The organism is Streptomyces olivaceoviridis, assembly GCF_014650115.1.
Taxonomy (GTDB): domain Bacteria; phylum Actinomycetota; class Actinomycetes; order Streptomycetales; family Streptomycetaceae; genus Streptomyces; species Streptomyces olivaceoviridis.
In genome coordinates this window covers 35,517-55,300 of sequence record NZ_BMUI01000027.1, presented here as the reverse complement: position 1 = coordinate 55,300, position 19,784 = coordinate 35,517, and the positions used below count along the sequence as shown (strand labels likewise).

Below are 19,784 nucleotides of genomic sequence, written 5' to 3'. Positions count from 1 at the left end.
GCCGTATCCCGGTGTGAGGCCGTATCACCCGGGGAGGGCGTCCCCGGGCGGCCCCGTCGTCCCCCGGATCTCCAGTGTCGGCGTGGCCAGCCGCACCCGCCCCTCGCCGCCCGGCCGTTCGAAGCGGTCCAGCAGGCAGCGGGCGGCGCGCCGGCCCACCTCGTGCGGGGCGGTGTCGACGGTGGTCAGCCAGAGGTGCCGCAGCCGGGAGATGCTGGTGTTGTCGTACCCGGTCACCGACAGTTCGCCGGGCACCCTCAGCCCCACCTCGCCGGCCGCCGACAGCGCGCCCACCGCGGCCATGTCGTTGACGGCGAAGAGCGCCGTGGGCCGGTCGGGGCGGCTGAGCAGGCGGACGGTTCCGCGGTAGCCGCCCTCCTCGGTCAGATCACCGGGTTCGACGAGCGGTTCGGCGCCGTGCGCCCGCATCGCCGTCTCGAAGCCCCGCCGGCGCAGTGCGCCGACGGCGCCGTGGCCGGCGAGGTGCGCGATCCGGCGGTGGCCGAGCCCGAGCAGATGCTCGGTGGCGAGCCGGGCGCCCCGCTCGTCGTCGCCGGCGACGACGTCCACGCCCGGCGGCTGCGCCTCGCGGGCACCCGCCACGACCACCGGCATCCGCCGCGCGAGCGCGCCGAGGCCGCCCGCGTCCGGGACCGTGCCGACCACCACCAGTCCGTCGACGCCCAGGTCCAGGAAGGGCTCGGCGAGGTCGTGGCCCATCCGCCGGCCCAGGCGGGCGTCGGCGAGGAGCATGTGCAGACCGGCCGCGTGCAGCAGGGAGTTCAGCCCGTCGAGCAGCTCCACGAACCAGGGGTTGCGCAGGTCGTCCAGGAGGACACCGATGGTGCGGGTGCGCTGCTCGCTCAGGCTGCGGGCCGCCGCGTTCGGCCGGTAGCCCAGCTCGCGCACGGCCCGCAGGACCGCCTCCCGCTTCTCGGGGCGCACCGGACCGGAGCCACGCAGTACCAGGGACACGAGCGACTTCGACACGCCGGCCCGTTCGGCCACGTCACGGATCGTCGGCGGTCTCATGGCATGGACCGTTCCATGCGACGCGCGGCGCTGTCAAAGGGTTGACACGCTGGTCATGTCCGAACAAAGGTGGCCCCGGAGCGGATCTGGACCGGTCCAACAACCGTGTCCGAGGGAGAGGGGCTGTCATGGTGGACACGCTCGGCGTCGCCGTCATCGGGTTCGGCTGGATGGGCCGGGTGCACACCCAGGCGTACGCCCGTCTCCCGCACCACTACCCCCGGCTGCCGTTGCGGCCCCGGCTCGTCACCGTCGCCGAGGAGGTGCCGGGGCGGGCGGAGGAGGCCGCCGAGCGGTTCGGGTTCGCCTCGGCGACCCGGGACTGGCGCGAGGTGGCCGCCGACCCGCGCGTGCAGGCGGTGAGCGTCACCGCGCCGAACTTCCTGCACCGGGAGATCGGCGTGGCGATGGCCGAGGCCGGCAAGCACCTCTGGATCGAGAAGCCGGTGGGCCTGACCGCCGGGGACGCCCGCGCGGTCGCCGACGCCGTCGCCAAGGCCGGCGTGCGGGGCACGGTCGGCTTCAACTACCGCAACGCGCCCGCCGTCGAGGCCGCCCGCGACCTGATCGCGTCCGGCGAGATCGGCACGGTCACCCACGTCCGCATCCGCCTCTTCAGCGACTACGCGGCCCATCCGGACGGTGCCCTGACCTGGCGTTACGAGCGCGAGCGCGGCGGCAGCGGGGTGCTCGGCGACCTGGCCTCGCACGGCGCCGACCTGGCCCGCTTCCTGCTCGGCGACATCACCTCGCTCACCGCGGACACGGCGGTCTTCGTCCCGGAACGCGCCCGTCCGAGCGGGGCGACGGCCGGCCACGCCCTGGCCGCCGGCGGCGAGCCGGGCCCGGTCGAGAACGAGGACTACGTCAGCTGCCTGCTCCGCTTCGCCTCCGGCGCCCGCGGCGTGCTGGAGGCATGCCGGGTCTCGGTCGGCGAGCAGAACAACTACGGCTTCGAGGTGCACGGCAGCCGGGGCGCGGTGTTCTGGGACTTCCGCCGGATGAACGAGCTGAAGGTGAGCCGGGGCACGACGTACCAGGACCAACCGGTGACCACGGTGTACGTCGGCCCGGGTGCCGGGGAGTTCGCGGCGTTCCAGCCGGGCGCGGCCAACGCGATGGGCTACGACGACCTGAAGGTGATCGAGGCCTACCGCTTCGTCCGCTCCATCGCCGAGGGCACCCCGTACGGCACCACGCTCGCGGACGCGGTGCACAGCGCGACCGTGCTGGACGCGATGGCCGAGTCGGCCGCGAGCGGGACGTGGGTCACCCTGCCGGGGTCGTAGGCATGTTGTACGGCGTGACCACCTGGATCGCGGACGGCAGGACCGGCCCGGCCGGCGGCAGCGCGCCGTGGAAGCGCATCACCTCGTGGCAGCCCTCGCGCAGATCGTGCCGCAGGTCGTGGTGGAGCACGGCGGACAGGCGGTGCTCGCGCAGCAGCCGGGTGTTGTCGTGGTCGAGGTCGTGCGCGACGAACACGGCGCACTCGCGGCCGAGGTCGGCGAAGGCCCGCAGGGTGGCGTTGTTGCCGCCGCCGATGGAGTACACCGCCCGGATCCCCGGGTCGCGTTCCAGGGCGGTGCGGACCAGGTCGTACTGCGTGGCGTCCAGACCCTGGCCCTCGGCGATCTCCACCAGCACCCGCTCCGGGTGCCGGGCCCGCATGACGCCGCGGAAGCCCATCTCGCGCTCCTCCTCGTTGCGGAAGAAGCCGCTGCTGAGGCTGGTGAGGACGTTGCCGGGCCGGTCGCCGAGCCACTGGCCCATCAGGTAGGCGGCGGTCGCGCCGGCCGCCCGGTTGTCGATGCCGACGTAGCCGACGCGTCCGCTCGCGGGCAGGTCGGTGACGAGGGTGACGACCGGGACCCCGACGGCGGTCAGCCGGCCGACGGCCGCGGTGACCTCGGGGACGTCCGGCGCCTTGAGGATCACGCCCTGCGAGCCGCGCCGGGCGATCCGGTCGAGCGTGCCGACCAGCTCGCGGACCGGGCCGGTCTCCCGGAAGTGGAAGCGGGAGCGCACGACGGCCGGGTGCAGGGCGGGCAGTTCGGCCTCCAGGGCGGCGCGTACGGCCGTGGTGAACCGCTCGGGCGCCTGGGCCACGATGTCGACCATGAAGGTACGGCCGACCAGCCGGACCTGGGTGCGCTGCCGGTCGAGATCGGCGATGGCCCGGTGCACCTCCCGCGCGGTGCTCTCCCGCACCCCTCCCCTGCCGTTCAGCACCCGGTCCACGGTGGCCTCGCTGAGACCGGCCTGACGTGCGATCTCCCGGATCGGGAAGGGGTGGCCCATGGACCGGCTCCTTGAGGGGTTTTTGATGGTCGCGTGCTGGTTGTTCGAGGGGTTTGTACTGACAAGAATGACAGGACCGCGCAGCTGCCGTGACCGGAACCCCGGCGCTCCCGTGACCGAAGGCGCGCGCTCCCGTGACCGAAAGAGGGACACCGATGTCCGTCTCCGCCGTGCCAGGACCTGCCTGGCTGTCCGAGCAGGACTGCGATCTCGGCGTGTTCCGCGCCCTGGTGGAGCGGACCACGGACGCCGCCAGCTACCCGCACGCCGCGTCCGTCGTGGAGAACGTCCTCGTGTACGAGGGTGAGCGGCTGCGGACGGCCGGCGACCGGACCGCGCTGCGGGCCGAACTGGTGCGGGCGCTCGCCGAGGGCCCCGGGATCGTCGTCGTCCGGGGCGCCTTCCCGGAGCCGGACGTCGTCGACCGGGTCACAGCGGTGTTCGAGGCGCTGATCTCCGAGCAGCGGGCCGCGGGGGCGATCGCGGGCGACCACTTCGCCGCGCCGGGCGCCAACGACCGGGTGTGGAACGCGCTGGAGAAGACGGCCCTGTACGACGCGGAGGCGTTCGCCGACTACTACGCCAACGACGTCCTGGCGCTGCTCGCCACGGCCTGGCTGGGCCCCGGTTACCAGGTCACCTCCCAGGTCAACGTGGTCAACCCGGGCGGCGCCGGACAGACCGCGCACCGGGACTACCACCTGGGCTTCCTGAGCAACGCGGTGGCCGCCGCCTACCCCGCGCACGTGCACCGCCTCTCCCCCGTGCTCACCCTTCAGGGCGCGGTCGCCCACTGCGCCATGCCGGTGGAGTCCGGGCCGACGCTGTACCTGCCGTACTCCCAGCTCTACGAGCCGGGCTACCTGGCCTGGCGGCTGTCGGAGTTCCAGGAGTACTTCGCGGCCCGCCACGTGCGGCTCCCGCTCGCGAAGGGCGACGCCGCCTTCTTCAACCCGGCGCTCTTCCACGCCGCCGGCACCAACCGGACGGCGGACGTCCGGCGCACGGCCAACCTCCTCCAGATCTCGTCCGCGTTCGGCCGCGCGATGGAGACCGTGGACCGCGAGGCGGTGACGAACGCGGTGTTCCCGGTGCTGCTGCGCCGCAAGGCGGCGGGCGCGTCCGAGGAGTGGCTGGAGAACGTGATCGCCGCGAGCGCAGAGGGCTACCCCTTCCCCACCAACCTGGACAGCGATCCGCCGGTCGCCGGGCTGGCCCCGCCGGCGCAGGCGGACCTGGTGCGGCGGGCGCTGGGGGAGACATGGCAGCCCGAACGGCTGCGCGAGGAACTGCGGGCGGCGGCGGAACGCCGGGAGAGCTGAGGCAGGGCATGGGACTTCTCGACGACAAGGTCGTTCTCGTCAACGGCGGCAGCCAGGGCGTGGGGGCCGCCGTCGCGCGGGCCGCCGTCCGCGAGGGCGCCGTCGTGGCGGTGAGCGGGCGGCGCCGGGAGCCGGGCGAGGCGCTGGTGGCGGAGCTGTCGGCGGCCGGCGGCAAGGCGATGTACGTCCGGGCCGATCTGGCGGACGCCGGGCAGGCCAAGGCGTCGGTCGCCGCGGTCGTGGACGCGTACGGCCGGATCGACTGCCTGGTCAACTCGGCCGGGCTGACCTCGCGGGGCACGCTGCTGGACACCACGCCCGAGCTGTTCGACGCGCACATCGCGGTCAACCTCAAGGGGCCGTTCTTCGCGATGCAGGCGGCGGTCGCCGACATGACGGCCCGCAAGGCGCCCGGCACGATCGTCAACGTCATCACCTCGTCGGCGCACGGCGGACAGCCGTTCCTCGCGCCGTACGTCGCCGCCAAGGCGGGCCTCGCGGGCCTGACCCGGAACGCGGCGCACGCCCACCGCTGGGACCGGATCCGGATCAACGGCCTGAACATCGGCTGGACCGCGACCGAGGGCGAGGACGCCACCCAACGGGCCTTCCACGGCGCCGGCGACGACTGGCGGGAGCAGGCCGCGGCCCGGCTGCCGATGGGCAAGCTCGGCCGGCCGGACGAAATCGCGGACTTCGTGGTCTTCCTGCTGTCCGAGCGGTCGGGGGTGGTCACGGGGTCGGTGATCGACTGGGACCAGAACGTGCTCGGCGGCCTCGACTAGAACTGAAGCACCCACCCTAGGAGCAGTACCGCATGCGTATCGGAATCCTCGGCCTCGGCCGCATCGGCGCCTTCCACGCCGAGACCCTCTTCGGACTGGACGCCGTCGAGTCGCTCGTCGTCGCCGACCCGTTCGCGGAGGCGGCCAAGGCCGCCGCCGAGCGGTTCGGGGCACAGGTCGCGGACTCGCCGGAGGCCCTCCTCGCGGCCGGCGTGGACGGCCTGGTCGTGGCGGCGGCCACCGACGCCCACCCCGCCCTGATCCTGGCCGGCGTCGAGGCGGGCGTCCCGGTCTTCTGCGAGAAGCCGGTCGCCCGCACCATGGCGGAGGGCGTGGAGGTGCTGAAGGCCGTGCAGGGCAGCGACGTGCCCATCCAGATCGGCTACAACCGGCGCTTCGACGCGGGCTTCGTCGCCGCGCGGGCCGCCGTGCGGGCCGGTGAGCTGGGCATGCTGCACACGGTCCGCTCCACGACCCTGGACCCGGCGCCGCCGCCGGCCGCCTACATCGCCGCGTCCGGCGGCATCTTCCGTGACTGCTCGGTGCACGACTTCGACATCATCCGCTGGGTGACGGGCCGTGAGGTCACCGAGGTGTACGCGGTGGGCGGCAACCGGGGTGCCGACTACATCAAGGCGGCGGGCGACGCCGACACCACCGGCGCCGTCCTGACCCTGGACGACGGCACGATCGCGGTGGTGTCCAACTCCCGGCACAACAAGCGCGGTTACGACGTGCGCATGGAACTGCACGGCTTCGCCGACTCCATCGCCGTCGGCCTGGACGACAAGCTGCCGCTGCGCTCGGTCGAGCCCGGTGTCACCTTCCCCGCCGGCACCCCGCACGACTTCTTCATGGACCGCTTCACCGACGCCTACCGCGCCGAACTGACCGCGTTCACCGAGGTCGTGGCCGGCACCCGGACCTCTCCGTGCACCGTCGAGGACGCCCTGGAGGCCGGCTGGATCGCCGAGGCCTGCACGCTCTCCCTGCACGAGCACCGGCCGGTGACCCTCGCGGAGGTACGGACGGCCTGACCGCACGGGAACGGCGCCGGGCACCTGCCCGGCGCCGTCGGCGTGCCGCTCAGCCGCAGTACCGGATCAGCCACTCGTCCGGGTTGTAGGTGTCCCGCGCCGGGTCCGGCACCGTCGCCGGCTTCGTCTCCACCGTGTCCTGCGGGCGTATCCGCTCCGGCAGCGCGCCGAAGCGGTCGCGGCGCCGGGCCTCGGCGTCGGCCGCTTCCTGGGATGGGGATGTGGTGCGAGCGTCCGTACGGTGTGTCATCTCGTCCTCCCGTCCGGGCGTTCCCCGTCGTCTGTCGGAACGCCCGCGTGACCCCGTTGGTTCCCTGCGGGCCGGTGACCGAATCCCCCGGGACAGCGCAGGAACCGGGCCGCGGTCGTCGGCACCGCGGCCTGGCTGACGGTGAAACCGCCCGGCCCCTCAGGCCCCGCAGGACCGCAGGAAGCGCCGGGTGCGTACCGCGATCGGCAGCGGCGTGTCCGGCTCGCACGGGTACATGTCCTGCTCGACGATCGCGAACAGTTCCACGCCCAGCTTCTGCGCCGCCTCCAGCACCGGCCCCAGCTCCGGGACCCCGGAGGGCGGTTCGCACATCACCCCGCGCTGCACGGCCGGCCCGAACGGCACCCCGCCCGCGACCACCTCGGCGAGGATGTCCGGGTCGACCTGCTTGAGGTGCAGGTACCCGATGCGCTCGCCGTAGGTCTCGATCAGCTTGACGCTGTCCCCGCCGCAGTAGGCGTAGTGCCCGGTGTCCAGGCAGAGGTTGACCAGCTCGCTGTCGGTCGAGTCCAGGAAGCGCTCGACGTGTTCCTCGGTGTCGATGTGGGTGTCGGCGTGCGGGTGCACGACGATGTCCAGGCCGTAGGTCTCCTTGACCTCGTGGCCGAGCCGTTCCATGCCCTTCGTCAGGTGGGCCCACTGACCGGCGGTCAGCTCGGGCGGCTCCAGGATCTCGGCGGTCTTGTCGTCCCGCCAGAAGGAGGGGATGACGACCAGGTGCCGGGCGCCCATCGCCTGGGTGAGCGCGGCGACCTGGCTGACGTGCGCCCAGGTCTCCTCCCAGACGGCGGGGCCGCGGTGCATGCCGGTGAAGACCGTGCCCGCCGAGACCTTCAGGTTCCGCTTGGCCACCTCGTCGGTGAGCCGTGCCGGGTCGGTGGGGAGGTAGCCGTAGGGGCCGAGTTCGATCCAGTCGTAGCCGGCCTCGGCGACCTCGTCGAGGAAGCGTTCCCAGGGCACCTGCTGGGGGTCGTCGGGGAACCAGACGCCCCAGGAGTCGGGGGCCGAGCCGACCCGGATGCGGTCGAGCGGAGTGGGGTGCGCCATGATCAGGGGGTTCCTTCCGGGGAGGTCGCCACGGGTGCGCTGAGGTCGCCCTCCTCGGGCAGCTCCTCCACGTCGACGCCGCGCACCTGGGCCAGCTCGTGCTTGAGCGCGGCGAGTTCGGCGCCGCCGGCCATGTGGTTGGTCAGTTCTTCGAGGCCGATCCCGCTGCGTTCGGCGCTCAGCTCCAGGGTGCCGAGGCGCAGGACGCTGAAGTGGTCGCCGACCATGTAGGCGTGGTGGGGGTTGTGGGTGATGAAGATGACGCCGAGGCCGCGGTCGCGGGCGGCGGCGATGTACTTCAGCACCACCCCGGACTGCTTGACGCCGAGGGCGGCGGTGGGCTCGTCCAGGATGAGCACGCGGGCGCCGAAGTGGACGGCGCGGGCGATGGCGACGCACTGGCGCTGGCCGCCGGAGAGGGTACCGATGGGCTGTTCCAGGTCGTCCAGGACGATGCCCATGTGGCGCAGTTCCTGGTCGGCGGTCTCCTTCATGCGGGCGATGTCGAGCCGGCGCAGCGGCCAGGGGCCCTTGGTCAGCTCGGAGCCGAGGAAGAAGTTCCGCCACACCGGCATCAGCGGGACGGTGGCGAGGTCCTGGTAGACGGTGGCGATGCCCCGGTCCAGGGCCTCACGCGGGGTGGTGAAGCGCACCGGCTGCGCGTCGACGAGGAATTCGCCCTCGGTGTGCTGGTGCAGCCCCGAGATGATCTTGATGAGGGTGGACTTGCCGGCGCCGTTGTCGCCGAGGACGCAGGTCACCCGGCCGGCGTGGACCTTCAGGTCGACGCCGTGCAGGGCGCGGATGTTGCCGTAGGACTTGCCGGCGCCGCGGAGTTCGACCAGCGGCCCGTCGGGGGCCGGCGCGCTGTCCTGGAGGACGGCGCCATGGGTGCCCGTGGTGTTGTCGGTCATCGGTTACCTCCGGGTCGCCGTGCGCTGGACCCACAGATTGATCAGGACGGCGCCGAGGAGCATCACGCCGAGGAAGGCCTTGAACCAGTCGGGGTTCCAGCCGGCGTAGACGATGCCCTGCTGCACCATGCCGAACATGAAGGCGCCGAAGACCGGGCCGATCGCGGAGCCGTAGCCGCCGGTGAGCAGGCAGCCGCCGATGACGGCCGCGGCGATGTAGATCAGCTCCTGGCCGACGCCCTCGCCGGACTGCACGGTGTTGAACGAGAACAGGTTGTGCATGCCGACGAACCAGGCACCGAAGCCGACCAGCATGAACAGGGTGATCTTGGTGAACCTCACCGGGACGCCGACCGCGCGGGCGCTGTCCTTGTCGCCGCCGACGGCGAAGATCCAGTTGCCGTACTTGGTGCGCAGCAGCACCCAGGTGGCGAGGGCCGCGAAGACCAGCCACCACAGCACGGTGATCTTCACCTGGACCCCGCCCACGTCGAAGGAGGAGGCGAAGATCTTCCGGGCCTGGTCGAAGCCGTCCATGTCGCTGATGTCGTCGGTGGCGACGTTGCCGGTGACCAGCTTGGTGACCGCGAGGTTGGCGCCCTGGAGGATCAGGAAGGTGCCGAGGGTGACCAGGAAGCTGGGCAGCCCGGTCTTCATCACCATCCAGCCGTTGAAGGCGCCGATCGCGAGGGACACGATCAGGGCGACGACCACGCCGGTCCACACGTTCACGGTGAGCTGGTAGCTGAGCATGCTCGCGGTGAGCGCCGAGGAGATCACGGCGACGCCGGAGGAGAGGTCGAACTCCCCGCCGATCATCAGCAGGGCCACCGGGAGGGCCATGATGCCGATGGTCGAGGACTGGTACAGGATGTTCGCCATCGAGCTGCCGTCGCGCACCGGCGGCGCCGTGATCAGGAAGAAGACCAGGACGGCGACGGCGCCGAGGAAGACACCCACCTCGGGCCGGGCCAGCAGCCTGAGGGCCGGCGGGCGCCGGGCGGTACGGCCGTCGGTCGGTTTCGGGCCGGACGCCGGCGGCCTGCCGACCGCGGGCTCAGCCTGCTGGGCCATGCTCATCACCGGGTGCCCTTCGCGGCGAACCCGGCGACCTTGTCGACGTTGGACCTGTCCACGAAGGCCGGGCCGGTGAGCACGGCCTGCTCACCGCCGCCGCTGTAGTTGCCGTTGTTCTTGTAGAGCCACAGCGAGTCGACCGCCAGGTAGCCCTGGAGGTAGGGCTGCTGGTCGACGGCGAACTCGATGGTGCCCTTCTGCACCGCCTTGACCAGGTCCTTGTTGAGGTCGAAGGTGGCCACCTTCGCCTTGCTGCCCGCGTCGCCCACCGACTGCACCGCCGTCAGCGCGAAGGGGGCGCCGAGGGTGACGACGGTGTCGACGGAAGAGTCCTGCTTCAGCTTGGCCGTGATGGTCGACCTCACCGACGGCATGTCGGTGCCGTTCACGTACAGGGTCTCGGTGGTGCCCTTGAACGTCTTCTTCACGCCGTCGCAGCGCTGGGTGAGGCCCACGTTGCCCTGTTCCTGGATCACGCAGACGATCTTCTTCGCGCCGGTGGTGTTGAGCTTGTCGCCGAACGCCTCGCCCGCCACGCTCTCGTCCTGCCCGAAGAACTCCAGCAGGCCGAGCTTCTTCCAGTCGCTCAGTCCGGAGTTGAGGCCGACCACCGGGATGCCGGCCTGCTCCGCCTTGGCGATCGCGCCCTTCATCGCGTCGGGCTTGGCCAGGGTGACCGCGATGCCGTCGACCTTCTGGTCGATCGCGTTCTGCACGTAGTTGGCCTGGGTGCCGGCGTTGGGGTCGGCGGAGTAGACCAGCTTGATGTTGTCCTTGGCCGCCGCGGCCTCCGCGCCCTTGCGGACGGTGTCCCAGAAGGTGTCGCCGGGCGCCTGGTGGGTGACCAGGGCGACGGTCATGCGGGGGGTGTCGGCCTTGCCCGCGGAGGGGTTCGCCGCTTCCTCCTCGGCCTTCTTGCCGCCGGAACTGCTGGAGCAGCCGGCGAGGGTGAGGGCTGCCGCGGCGGCCACCGCCACCAGGGGGGCCAGTCTGCGGGAGCGGGGACGAGAAGAGCGGTCCATCTTTCCAGCACCTCACTGTGCGTGCGACGGGGCAAGGACGCTGTTGCGTTGGGACGGGATACAAGCCTCTGTCGAGCCCGCTGTCAATACTTTGTTAAGACATCATTTCACAAGCAGGTCCGAATGTAAGTACAAACCATTGACACCTTCGGCGCCGGGTCCTACACCTGAGGGGCATGAGCCCAGTACACCGCACCCCGCGGCGAACGGCACCGGGTGATCGCGCGCTGGATCCCGTGGCCTTCGCCCTGGACCGGTCGAGTCCGGTTCCGCTGTACTACCAACTCGCCCGGCAACTGGAGGCGGCCATCGAGCGCGGCGTGCTGGTGCCGGGGAATCTCCTCGGCAACGAGGTCGACCTGTCGGCACGGCTCGGGCTGTCCCGGCCCACCGTCCGCCAGGCGATCCAGTCCCTGGTCGACAAGGGGCTGCTGGTGCGCCGCCGAGGAGTCGGTACGCAGGTGGTGCACAGCCAGGTCAGACGCCCGCTGGAACTCAGCAGCCTCTACGACGACCTGGAGGCGGCCGGACAGGGCCCGACCACCCGGGTGCTGCGCAACGAACGGATCGCGGCGCCCGCCGACGTGGCCGCCACCCTGTGCCTCCCCGAGGGCGCCGAGGTCGTCGTGCTGGAGCGGCTGCGTCACACCCACGGCCGGCCGGTGGCGTTCCTGCGCAACCACCTGCCCGCCTCGCTGCTCGAACTCGGCACCGAGCGGCTGGAGTCCACCGGTCTGTACCGGATGCTGCGCTCCGCCGGGATCGTCCTGCACAGCGCCCGCCAGTCCATCGGCGCCCGCGCCGCGAGCGCCGAGGAGGGGGCCCTGCTGGAGGAACCGGAGGGCGCGGCCCTGCTCACCATGTGGCGCACCGCCTACGACGACGCGGGCCGGCCGGTGGAGCACGGCAGCCATGTCTACCGGGCGTCCCGGTACGCCTTCGACTTCCAACTGCTGGTCAGAAGCTGAAACGGAGCGACCTGTTTCCCACAGCCCCCTCGGCCGCCCGGGCCGTGGGGGCCGCCGCGTCCCGCCGTCGTCAACGGCGCAGGTGACGATGACGATTACGTTTCGGGCAAGAGACACCTCCGCGCGACCGGAGCTATTGACGCATGAGCGGACATGGGGCTGTTATTACGCCCACGATGTTCGGTCGAGTTGATTTCTGAGCGGTTTCGAACCTTTCGGTGATCAACTCATCCCCTTGGCCGAACCCTGGATGCCTCAGGAGCCGCCATGCGCCTCTCTCCCTCCGGTCTCTCCGTTCCGGGGCCCAGCCGACGTTCCCTGCTGCGCGGAGCGGGCGGTACCGCCCTGCTCGCGGGCGCCGGCATACCCCTGCTGTCCGCCTGCGGAGGCAGCGGTTCCGGATCCGACCCCAAGGCCGTCTCCCTGGGCTCGAACGCCTCCGACGCGGTGCCCAAGAAGGCCTACGAGAGCGTCTACGCGGCCTTCAAGAAGCAGTCCGGCCTCAGCGTCGATGTGAACACCAAGGACCACAACACCTTCCAGGAGCAGATCAACTCGTATCTGCAGGGCACGCCGGACGACGTGTTCAACTGGTTCGCCGGGTACCGCATGCAGTTCTTCGCGGCCAAGGGCCTCGCCAGCCCGATCGACGACGTGTGGGCGAAGATCGGGGACAACTTCCCCGAGGCGATGAAGAAGCTCAGCAAGGGCGCGGACGGCAAGTACTACTTCGTGCCGCTGACCACCTACCCGTGGGCGGTCTTCTACCGCAAGAGCGTCTTCCAGCAGCACGGTTACAAGGTCCCCGCCACCTGGGACGACCTGGTCGCCCTGTGCAAGCAGATGAAGAAGGACGGCCTGGTCCCGATCGCCTTCGGCGACAAGGACGCCTGGCCGGCGATGGGCACCTTCGACCAGATCAACTTCCGTCTGAACGGCTACGACTTCCACGTCGAGCTGATGGCCGGCAAGGCGTCCTGGACCGACGCCAAGGTGAAGGACGTCTTCGACCACTGGGCCGAGATCCTCCCCTACCACCAGGACGGCTTCATGGGCCGCACCTGGCAGGACGCCGCGCAGACGCTGGTGGCGAAGAAGGCCGGCATGTACCTCCTCGGCTCCTTCGTGGCCCAGCAGTTCACCAACAAGGCCGACCTGGACGACCTCGACTTCTTCGCCTTCCCGGAGATCAACTCCGCGTACGGCCAGGACACCGTCGAGGCGCCGACCGACGGCTTCATGGTGAGCAAGTCCCCGAAGAACCACGCGGGTGTCGTCAAGCTGCTGGAGTACCTGGGCAGCCCGGCGGCCGAGGAGCTGTACCTGAAGACCGACCCGAGCGTGGTCGCCGCCTCCAGCAAGGCCGACACCTCCTCCTACTCGCCGCTCCAGAAGAAGGCGTTCGAGATGATCGGCAGCGCCAAGAGCCTCACCCAGTTCATGGACCGCGACAGCCGCCCCGACTTCACCGCCACGGTGATGCAGCCGGGTCTGCAGAAGTTCCTCCAGAACCCCAAGGGCGTGGACGGTCTGCTGTCGTCCATCGAGCGCCAGAAGAAGACCATCTTCGCGTCCTCGTGAGCGGCCCGATGAGCACTGACACGACGACGAAGACCCCGGAGCCGGCGGCCGTGCCGGCTCCGGGGGCCGCGCCCGAGAAGAAGCGGGTCTCGCAGGGCCACCGGCGCCTGCTGACCCGCCGTGACCGGATCACGCTCGCCCTCATGGCGGGCGTTCCGACCGTCCTGCACGTGATCCTCGTCTGGTTCACGGCCCTCGCCTCGATCCTCCTCGCCTTCACCACCTGGGACGGCATCGGGTTCGACTCGATCAAGTGGGTCGGCCTGGACAACTTCACACAACTCTTCACCGACAACCCGCAGTTCTGGCCGGCCGTCCAGCACAACGTCATCTGGTTCGTCGCACTGATCCTGATCCCGACGCCGTTCGGCCTGTTCCTCGCGGTCCAGCTCGACAAGCGGATCCGGTTCAGCCGGGTCTACCAGACCGCGTACTTCCTGCCCGTCGTCATCTCGATGGCGTGCATCGGTTTCGTCTGGCAGTTGGTCTACAACCCGGACACCGGCCTGATCAACAGCATCATCGGCGCCAACAAGCCCGGTCACTACATCGACTGGATCGGCGACCCCGACCTCAACCTGTGGGCCGTCCTGATCGCCGCGTCCTGGCGGCACGCCGGCTACATGATGATCCTCTACCTGGCCGGCCTGAAGAGCGTCGACCCGTCGCTCAGGGAGGCGTCCGCGCTGGACGGCGCCAACGAGTGGCAGACGTTCAAGAACGTGATCTTCCCGACCCTGCGCCCGACCAACACGGTCGTCCTCGTCGTCACCATCATCGAGGCACTGCGCGCCTTCGACCTGGTCTTCGTCTTCAACAAGGGCGCCCAGGGCACCGAGTTGCTGTCGATCCTGGTCACCAACAACATCATCGGCGAGTCCAGCCGCATCGGATACGGCTCCGCCATCGCCGTCGTCCTGCTGGTGATCTCCCTCGCCGTCATCATCCCGTACCTGATCGCCACCTTCCGGAAGGAGCGGCGCGCATGAGCACCGTGAGCGCCCCGGGAAAGCGGCGTACCCCCGTCCGGCCGGCCCGGATCCTGCTGCACGTCTTCCTCGCGGGCACCGCCCTCGCCTGGCTGGCGCCGCTGCTCTGGGCGGTCTTCTCGGCCCTGCGCCCGTACAGCGAGACCAGCGCCAAGGGGTACGTCTCCTGGCCGGACACGCTGAACTTCGACAACTTCACGAACGCGTTCCAGCAGTCGGACATGCTGCACTACTTCGGCAACACGCTGATCATCGCGGTGCCGGCCGTACTGCTGACGCTGTTCCTGTCGTCGATGGTCGCCTTCTACGTCAGCCGCTTCGACTTCCGGGTCAACCTGGCGCTGCTGCTGGTCTTCACGGCGGGCAACCTGCTGCCGCAGCAGGTCATCATCACCCCGCTGTACCGGCTGTACCTGCTCACCGACCTGCCCGGCATCACCGCGAGCGGGAAGCTGTACGACTCCGCGCTGGGCCTGGTCCTGATCCACGTGGCGTTCCAGTCCGGCTTCTGCGCCTTCGTACTGAGCAACTACATGCGCTCGCTGCCGCACGAGCTGACCGAGGCCGCCCTGGTCGACGGCGCCTCGGTGTGGCGGCTGTACTGGCAGATCACGCTGCCGCTGTGCAAGCCGGCGATGGCGGCCCTGGCGACCCTGCTGTCCATCTGGATCTACAACGACTTCTTCTGGGCCCTCGTACTGATCTCCACCGGCGAGAACATGCCGATCACCTCGGCGCTGAACAACCTCTCCGGGCAGTACTTCACCGACCCCAACCTGGTCGCCGCCGGCGCGCTGCTGACCGCGATCCCCACCCTGGTCGTGTACTTCGTGCTCCAGCGCCAGTTCGTCAGCGGCCTCACCCTGGGCTCCAACAAGGGCTGAGGCACCCGCACGTGAAAGAGATCCCCGTGAAGCGCACCCTGTCCGTCCCCGGCCTCGCCTACGGCGGCGACTACAACCCCGAGCAATGGCCCGAGGAGGTGTGGGCCGAGGACATGCGCCTGATGCGCGAGGCCGGGGTGAACCTGGTCAGCGTCGGCATCTTCTCGTGGGCGCTGCTGGAGCCGTCCGAGGGCGTGTACGACTTCTCGCGCCTGGACAAGGTCCTGGACCTGCTGCACGAGAACGGCATCGCCGCCGACCTCGCCACGCCGACGGCCGCGCCGCCGGCCTGGTTCTTCCGGGCCCACCCGGAGGCGCTGCCGGCCGACCGGGACGGCCGTACCCTCTCCTACGGCAGCCGCCAGACGTTCTGCCCGTCCAGCCCCGCCTACCGGCAGGCCGCGCTGCGCATCGCGGGCGCGCTCGCCGACCGGTACGCGGACCACCCGGCCGTCCGCATGTGGCACGTGCACAACGAGTACGGCTGCCACAACGCGGCCTGCTACTGCGACACCAGCGCGGCGGCCTTCCGGCGCTGGCTGCGCGACCGCTACGGCGACGACCTGGCGGCCCTCAACCACGCCTGGGGCACCGCGTTCTGGTCCCAGTGGTACTACGACTGGGAGGAGATCCTGCCGCCGCGCGCCACCGGCGCCGTGTCCAACCCGACGCACCAGCTGGACTGGCGGCGGTTCTGCTCCGACGAGCTGCTGTCGCTGTACACGGCGGAACGGGACCTGCTGCGGGCGGCGGCGCCCGCGATCCCGGCCACCACCAACTTCATGGTGAACTTCAGCTTCGACGCCCTGGACTACTGGCGCTGGGCGCCCGAGCTGGACATCGTCTCCAACGACCACTACCTCCGGTCCACGGACCCCGAGCCGCAGATCGACATCGCGCTCAGCGGCGATCTGACGCGCTCGCTCGCGGACGGCCCGTGGTTGCTGATGGAGCACTCGACCGGCGCGGTGAACTGGCAGCCCGTCAACCGGGCGAAGGATCCCGGCCAGTTGCGCCGGGACGCGCTCGCCCACGTGGCGCGCGGCGCGGACGGCATCGCCTACTTCCAGTGGCGCCAGTCCAAGGCGGGTGCCGAGCAGTGGCACTCGGCGATGGTGCCGCACGCCGGGACGGACAGCCAGATCTGGCGGGACGTGGTCCGGCTGGGCGCCGACCTGAAGGCGCTGGCCGAGGTGCGCGGCAGCACCGGCACCGCCGAGGTCGCGATCGTCTGGGACTGGGACGCCCGCTGGGCCCTGGAGCTCCCCTCCCAGCCGAGCGGCGAGCTGTGCTACCTGGACCTGGTGCGGGCCTGGTACGAGCCGCTGTGGCGGTCGGGCGTGGCCGTGGACTTCGTCCGGCCGGACGCGGACCTGACCGGCTACCGGCTGGTGCTGGCCCCGAGCCTGTACCTGGTCGACGAGGCGGGCGCGGCCAACCTCACGTCGTACGCCGCGGACGGCGGCACCCTGGCGGTCGGCTTCCACAGCGGGGCGGTGGACGAGAACTGCCATGCCCGGCTGGGTGGTTACCCCGGAGCGTTCCGGGAGGTGCTGGGCGTGCGCTCCGACGAGCCGTTCCCGCTGCTGCCCGGCGAGCCGGTCGCGCTGACCGGTGCCGTGCCGGACGGGGCCACGGGCTCCCTGTGGTCGGAGCGGCTGCGGCTCGCGGGTGCCGAGGCGGTCGCCTCGTACGCCGACGGACCCCTGGCGGGGGTTCCGGCGGTGACCCGGCTCGCGCACGGCACCGGGTCCGCCTGGTACCTGGCCACCCTGCCGGACCCGGTCACGCTGGCCGCGCTGCTGGACCGCGTCCGCGAGGAGGCGGGCGTGACGCCGGTGCGGACCGCCCCGCCCGGGGTGGAGGTGGCCCGCCGGCGCGGTCCGCGGGCGGACTACCTGTTCGTCATCGACCACACCGGCCGGGGTGCCGAAGTCCCGGTGCGCCAGGGCTCGTTCGAGCTGCTGACCGGCAAGGAGACGACCGGCACGGTCACCGTCGCCCCCGGCGACGTGGCCGTCGTCCGCGAACCCCGCGATCGGTAGACGGCGCGGCTCAGTGAGCCGCGTCCAGCCGGGCGCGCTGCTCCCCGGTGAGTTCCAGGTCGACGGCGGCGAGGTTCTCGTCGAGCTGGGCCACCGAGGAGGCGCCGACGAGCGGGATCACGGGCAGCTCACCGCCCAGCTGCCAGGCGAGCACGACCTGGTTGACGGTCGCCCCGGTCTCCCGGGCCACCTCGCGCAGCACCGCGAGCCGGGCCGGGGTGCCGGGGTGGTCGTAGTCCGGCGGCAGCGGCTTGTCGGCGCGGGTGTAGGCGCCGGTGAGCAGCGGTGAGTAGGCGACCAGGGTCAACCCCGGCTCCGCCCGCAGGTAGTTCAGGAGCTGGGCGTCCGCGCCGCCGAGGCTGCCGTCCGGGAACAGCTCGCTCGGCACGTCGGTGCGCGGGCGCAGATGGCTGTGCTGGTACTGGAGCACCTCGTACCCCGGCAGTCCCGCCGCCGCCGCGAGGGCGCGGGCCCGTTCCACCCGCCACACGGCGTAGTTGCTGACGCCGAGCAGGCCGACGGTGCCCTCGGCGACGAGCGCGGCGAAGCCCTCGACGGTCTCCGCGAGCGGGACGGCGGGGTCCTCTATGTGCGCGTAGAGCAGGTCCAGCCGGTCCACGCCGAGCAGTTCCCGGCTGCGTTCGGCCGACTCCCGGATGACCTCGGCGGACAGTCCCTCGGCGGTGTCGGTGTAGCTGGTGCCGGGGGCCAGGGGCCGGGCGCCGAGCTTGGTGGCGATCACGATCTCGTCGCCGACGCCCCGGCTGCGCCGCCACCGCCCGAGCAGTCGCTCGCTCTGACCGCCCTGGCCGCCGTCCTCCCAGAAGGCGTAGTTGTCGGAGGTGTCGACGAAGGTCCCGCCGGCCTCGACATAGCGGTCGAGGACGGCGAAGGAGGTCTTCTCGTCGGTGCGCGACCCGAACAGCATCGCGCCGAGCGCGAGCACGCTCACCTCCCGGCGGGTGGCCGGATCGGTGCCGATGGTGCGGTACTTCATGCTGGTCCTCCCCGTGCATGGCTGGTAGCACGGGAGTGTTCAGCTTGAAGTGCACACGAAGTCAAGGAACTCGACGCCGGCTTCCCGGAGGTTTCCGTGCTGCGAGCGATGCTGACGGCGGGCGCGGTCCTCGCCGCCCTCCTGACCCCCGCCACCGCCCACGCCGAGGAGACCGGGGCGGACATCCCCCGGCTCACCGACCGGAACGGACGGGTGCTCACCCTGCGCGGCTGGAACATCGAGGACAAGGCGCACCGGGGCGAGGACGCCCTGACCGCCGTGACCGAACGCCATCTGCGCGACCTGCGGGCCCGGGGCTTCGACTTCGCCCGGCTGCTGGTCTTCTGGGACGACCTGGAGCCCGCACCGGGTCGGTACAGCCGCGGTTACCTGCGGAAGATCGAGCGCGTCCTGGACTGGGCCGGGCGCCATGACGTGAAGGTCGTCATCGACGCCCACCAGGACGTCTTCGGACCCGCCTTCGGCCACCGCGGCATACCCGAGTGGGCGACCCGGACCGACGGGCTGCCGTTCACCGCGCACCCGGACGACTGGTTCGCCGAGTACTTCGAACCCGCCGTGCAGCGCGCGTTCACCCATCTCTACGAGGACGAGGACCTCCGGCGCGCCCAGGCCGGGATGTGGCGCACCCTCGCCGCCCGCTTCGCCCGCCACCCGGCCGTGCTCGGCTACGACCTGATCAACGAGCCGATGGGCGAGCCGAAGCCCGGGGAGGACCTGCCGACGGCCGCGCGCCGCATCGAACGCGAGCAGCTCACGCCGATGTACGACCGCCTCGCCGACGCCGTCCGCTCGGCCGACCGGGACGCCTGGCTGTTCGTGGAGCCGACCCCGATCGTGGGCGAGGGCGTACCGACCGGACTCGGCCGCGTCCACGATCCCCGGGTCGTGTACGCGCCGCACTTCTACGACGCGGCCATGGAGGCGGGCGCCGGCTACGACCCCGGGGCCGGCTGGATCGAGGCGTACGAGCGGGCCGTCACCGCGTACCCGAAGCGGTACCGGGTCCCGGTGGTGGTCGGCGAGTGGGGTCCGCCGGACAGCTCGCTGCCGCACATGGACCGCTTCTACCGGGACGCGATGGCCTCCCTGGGCCGCTACACGTCCGGCTGGGCGGGCTATGTGTGGTGCTACGGCGGCGGGTACTGCGCGCTGGACGGCACCGGCGCCTTCCGCGTCCACAAGGAGCTGACCGCCGAGCCGTACGCGGAGGCCGTGGCGGGCACGGTCCGCTCCGCCGCGTACGACGCCGGGACGGGCGTGTACCGGCTGGTCTACCGCGCGGCGCCGCGCGGCTCCCGGGTGACGGAACTGTCCCTGCCGCCGGGCGCCTGGCGGATCACGGCCGACGGCGGCGCGAGCGTCGTACGCCGGACGGCCGGCCGGGCCCGGGTGACGGCCGCCCCGGGCGGTCTGGTGACCGTCACCGTGGAGCGGGGCTGACCGCGCCGTGGCCCGTGCCCCGGACGTCCGGGGAGCGGGCCACGGCGC

At 71.4% G+C, this 19,784-nt stretch carries 18 protein-coding genes; 10 read left to right on the top strand and 8 right to left on the bottom strand.

The window, feature by feature from the left end; all coding sequences use genetic code 11:
• Positions 1-24 precede the first annotated feature (24 nt).
• Positions 25-1,032 (bottom strand): LacI family DNA-binding transcriptional regulator, encoded by a 1,008-nt coding sequence (locus IE273_RS34915; RefSeq protein WP_189819138.1) that lies wholly within the window; start codon positions 1,030-1,032, stop codon positions 25-27.
• A 128-nt stretch (positions 1,033-1,160) separates the two neighbouring features.
• Between IE273_RS34915 and IE273_RS34910 the strand changes: the two genes are divergently transcribed.
• The gene (locus tag IE273_RS34910) at positions 1,161-2,321 is read left to right on the top strand and encodes a Gfo/Idh/MocA family protein (RefSeq protein WP_189819137.1); all 1,161 of its coding nucleotides are present in this window, start codon (positions 1,161-1,163) and stop codon (positions 2,319-2,321) included.
• Here the strand turns inward: IE273_RS34910 and IE273_RS34905 are convergent.
• Entirely contained in the window at positions 2,302-3,333 is a 1,032-nt protein-coding gene (locus tag IE273_RS34905) for a LacI family DNA-binding transcriptional regulator (RefSeq protein ID WP_189819136.1), read from the bottom strand. The two genes, IE273_RS34910 and IE273_RS34905, sit on opposite strands and share 20 nt — an antisense overlap.
• Positions 3,334-3,488: 155 nt before the next feature.
• Between IE273_RS34905 and IE273_RS34900 the strand changes: the two genes are divergently transcribed.
• The 3 genes from IE273_RS34900 to IE273_RS34890 are packed head-to-tail and all read left to right on the top strand — an operon-like array spanning position 3,489 to position 6,477.
• The gene (locus IE273_RS34900; protein WP_189819135.1) at positions 3,489-4,655 is read left to right on the top strand and encodes a phytanoyl-CoA dioxygenase family protein; all 1,167 of its coding nucleotides are present in this window, start codon (positions 3,489-3,491) and stop codon (positions 4,653-4,655) included.
• Between the two features lie 8 nt (positions 4,656-4,663).
• Positions 4,664-5,440, top strand: coding sequence for an SDR family oxidoreductase (locus tag IE273_RS34895; protein WP_189819134.1), 777 nt, complete (start codon positions 4,664-4,666; stop codon positions 5,438-5,440).
• A gap of 32 nt (positions 5,441-5,472) precedes the next feature.
• On the top strand, positions 5,473-6,477 hold the full coding sequence (locus IE273_RS34890; protein WP_189819133.1) for a Gfo/Idh/MocA family protein: 1,005 nt from the start codon (positions 5,473-5,475) through the stop codon (positions 6,475-6,477).
• 49 nt (positions 6,478-6,526) lie between these two features.
• Here the strand turns inward: IE273_RS34890 and IE273_RS34885 are convergent, their stop codons facing one another.
• The 5 genes from IE273_RS34885 to IE273_RS34865 all read right to left on the bottom strand — a co-directional run bounded on the left by IE273_RS34885 (position 6,527) and on the right by IE273_RS34865 (position 10,808).
• Positions 6,527-6,727, bottom strand: a complete 201-nt coding sequence (locus tag IE273_RS34885) for a hypothetical protein (RefSeq protein WP_189819132.1) — start codon at positions 6,725-6,727, stop codon at positions 6,527-6,529.
• Positions 6,728-6,886: 159 nt separating this feature from the next.
• Positions 6,887-7,795 carry a sugar phosphate isomerase/epimerase family protein gene (locus IE273_RS34880; RefSeq protein WP_189819131.1) on the bottom strand — a complete coding sequence of 303 codons (909 nt, stop codon included), beginning with the start codon at positions 7,793-7,795 and terminating at the stop codon, positions 6,887-6,889.
• Between the two features lie 2 nt (positions 7,796-7,797).
• A complete protein-coding gene (locus IE273_RS34875) occupies positions 7,798-8,709 on the bottom strand; it encodes an ATP-binding cassette domain-containing protein (protein WP_189819130.1) in 912 nt (303 codons plus the stop codon).
• 3 nt (positions 8,710-8,712) lie between these two features.
• Positions 8,713-9,789: an ABC transporter permease gene (locus tag IE273_RS34870; RefSeq protein ID WP_189819129.1), complete on the bottom strand. Its 1,077-nt coding sequence runs from the start codon at positions 9,787-9,789 to the stop codon at positions 8,713-8,715.
• A complete protein-coding gene (locus IE273_RS34865; RefSeq protein WP_189819128.1) occupies positions 9,789-10,808 on the bottom strand; it encodes a sugar ABC transporter substrate-binding protein in 1,020 nt (339 codons plus the stop codon). The genes IE273_RS34870 and IE273_RS34865 overlap by 1 nt, the downstream gene beginning before the upstream one ends.
• A gap of 176 nt (positions 10,809-10,984) precedes the next feature.
• On the opposite strand from IE273_RS34865, the gene IE273_RS34860 reads away from it, so the two are divergent.
• From IE273_RS34860 to IE273_RS34840, 5 genes are all read left to right on the top strand, one after another.
• Positions 10,985-11,776, top strand: coding sequence for a GntR family transcriptional regulator (locus IE273_RS34860; RefSeq protein WP_229887845.1), 792 nt, complete (start codon positions 10,985-10,987; stop codon positions 11,774-11,776).
• Positions 11,777-12,043: 267 nt separating this feature from the next.
• A complete protein-coding gene (locus IE273_RS34855; RefSeq protein ID WP_189819127.1) occupies positions 12,044-13,357 on the top strand; it encodes an ABC transporter substrate-binding protein in 1,314 nt (437 codons plus the stop codon).
• 8 nt (positions 13,358-13,365) lie between these two features.
• A complete protein-coding gene (locus tag IE273_RS34850; protein ID WP_189819126.1) occupies positions 13,366-14,346 on the top strand; it encodes a carbohydrate ABC transporter permease in 981 nt (326 codons plus the stop codon).
• Complete coding sequence (locus IE273_RS34845) at positions 14,343-15,230, top strand: carbohydrate ABC transporter permease (RefSeq protein ID WP_189819125.1); 888 nt, start codon at positions 14,343-14,345, stop codon at positions 15,228-15,230. The genes IE273_RS34850 and IE273_RS34845 overlap by 4 nt, the downstream gene beginning before the upstream one ends.
• Before the next feature lie 26 nt (positions 15,231-15,256).
• Positions 15,257-17,275 (top strand): beta-galactosidase, encoded by a 2,019-nt coding sequence (locus IE273_RS34840; protein ID WP_189819124.1) that lies wholly within the window; start codon positions 15,257-15,259, stop codon positions 17,273-17,275.
• 10 nt (positions 17,276-17,285) lie between these two features.
• Here the strand turns inward: IE273_RS34840 and IE273_RS34835 are convergent, their stop codons facing one another.
• Positions 17,286-18,272, bottom strand: a complete 987-nt coding sequence (locus tag IE273_RS34835) for an aldo/keto reductase (protein WP_189819123.1) — start codon at positions 18,270-18,272, stop codon at positions 17,286-17,288.
• 108 nt (positions 18,273-18,380) lie between these two features.
• Between IE273_RS34835 and IE273_RS34830 the strand changes: the two genes are divergently transcribed.
• Positions 18,381-19,736 (top strand): cellulase family glycosylhydrolase, encoded by a 1,356-nt coding sequence (locus IE273_RS34830; protein WP_189819179.1) that lies wholly within the window; start codon positions 18,381-18,383, stop codon positions 19,734-19,736.
• Positions 19,737-19,784 lie beyond the last annotated feature (48 nt).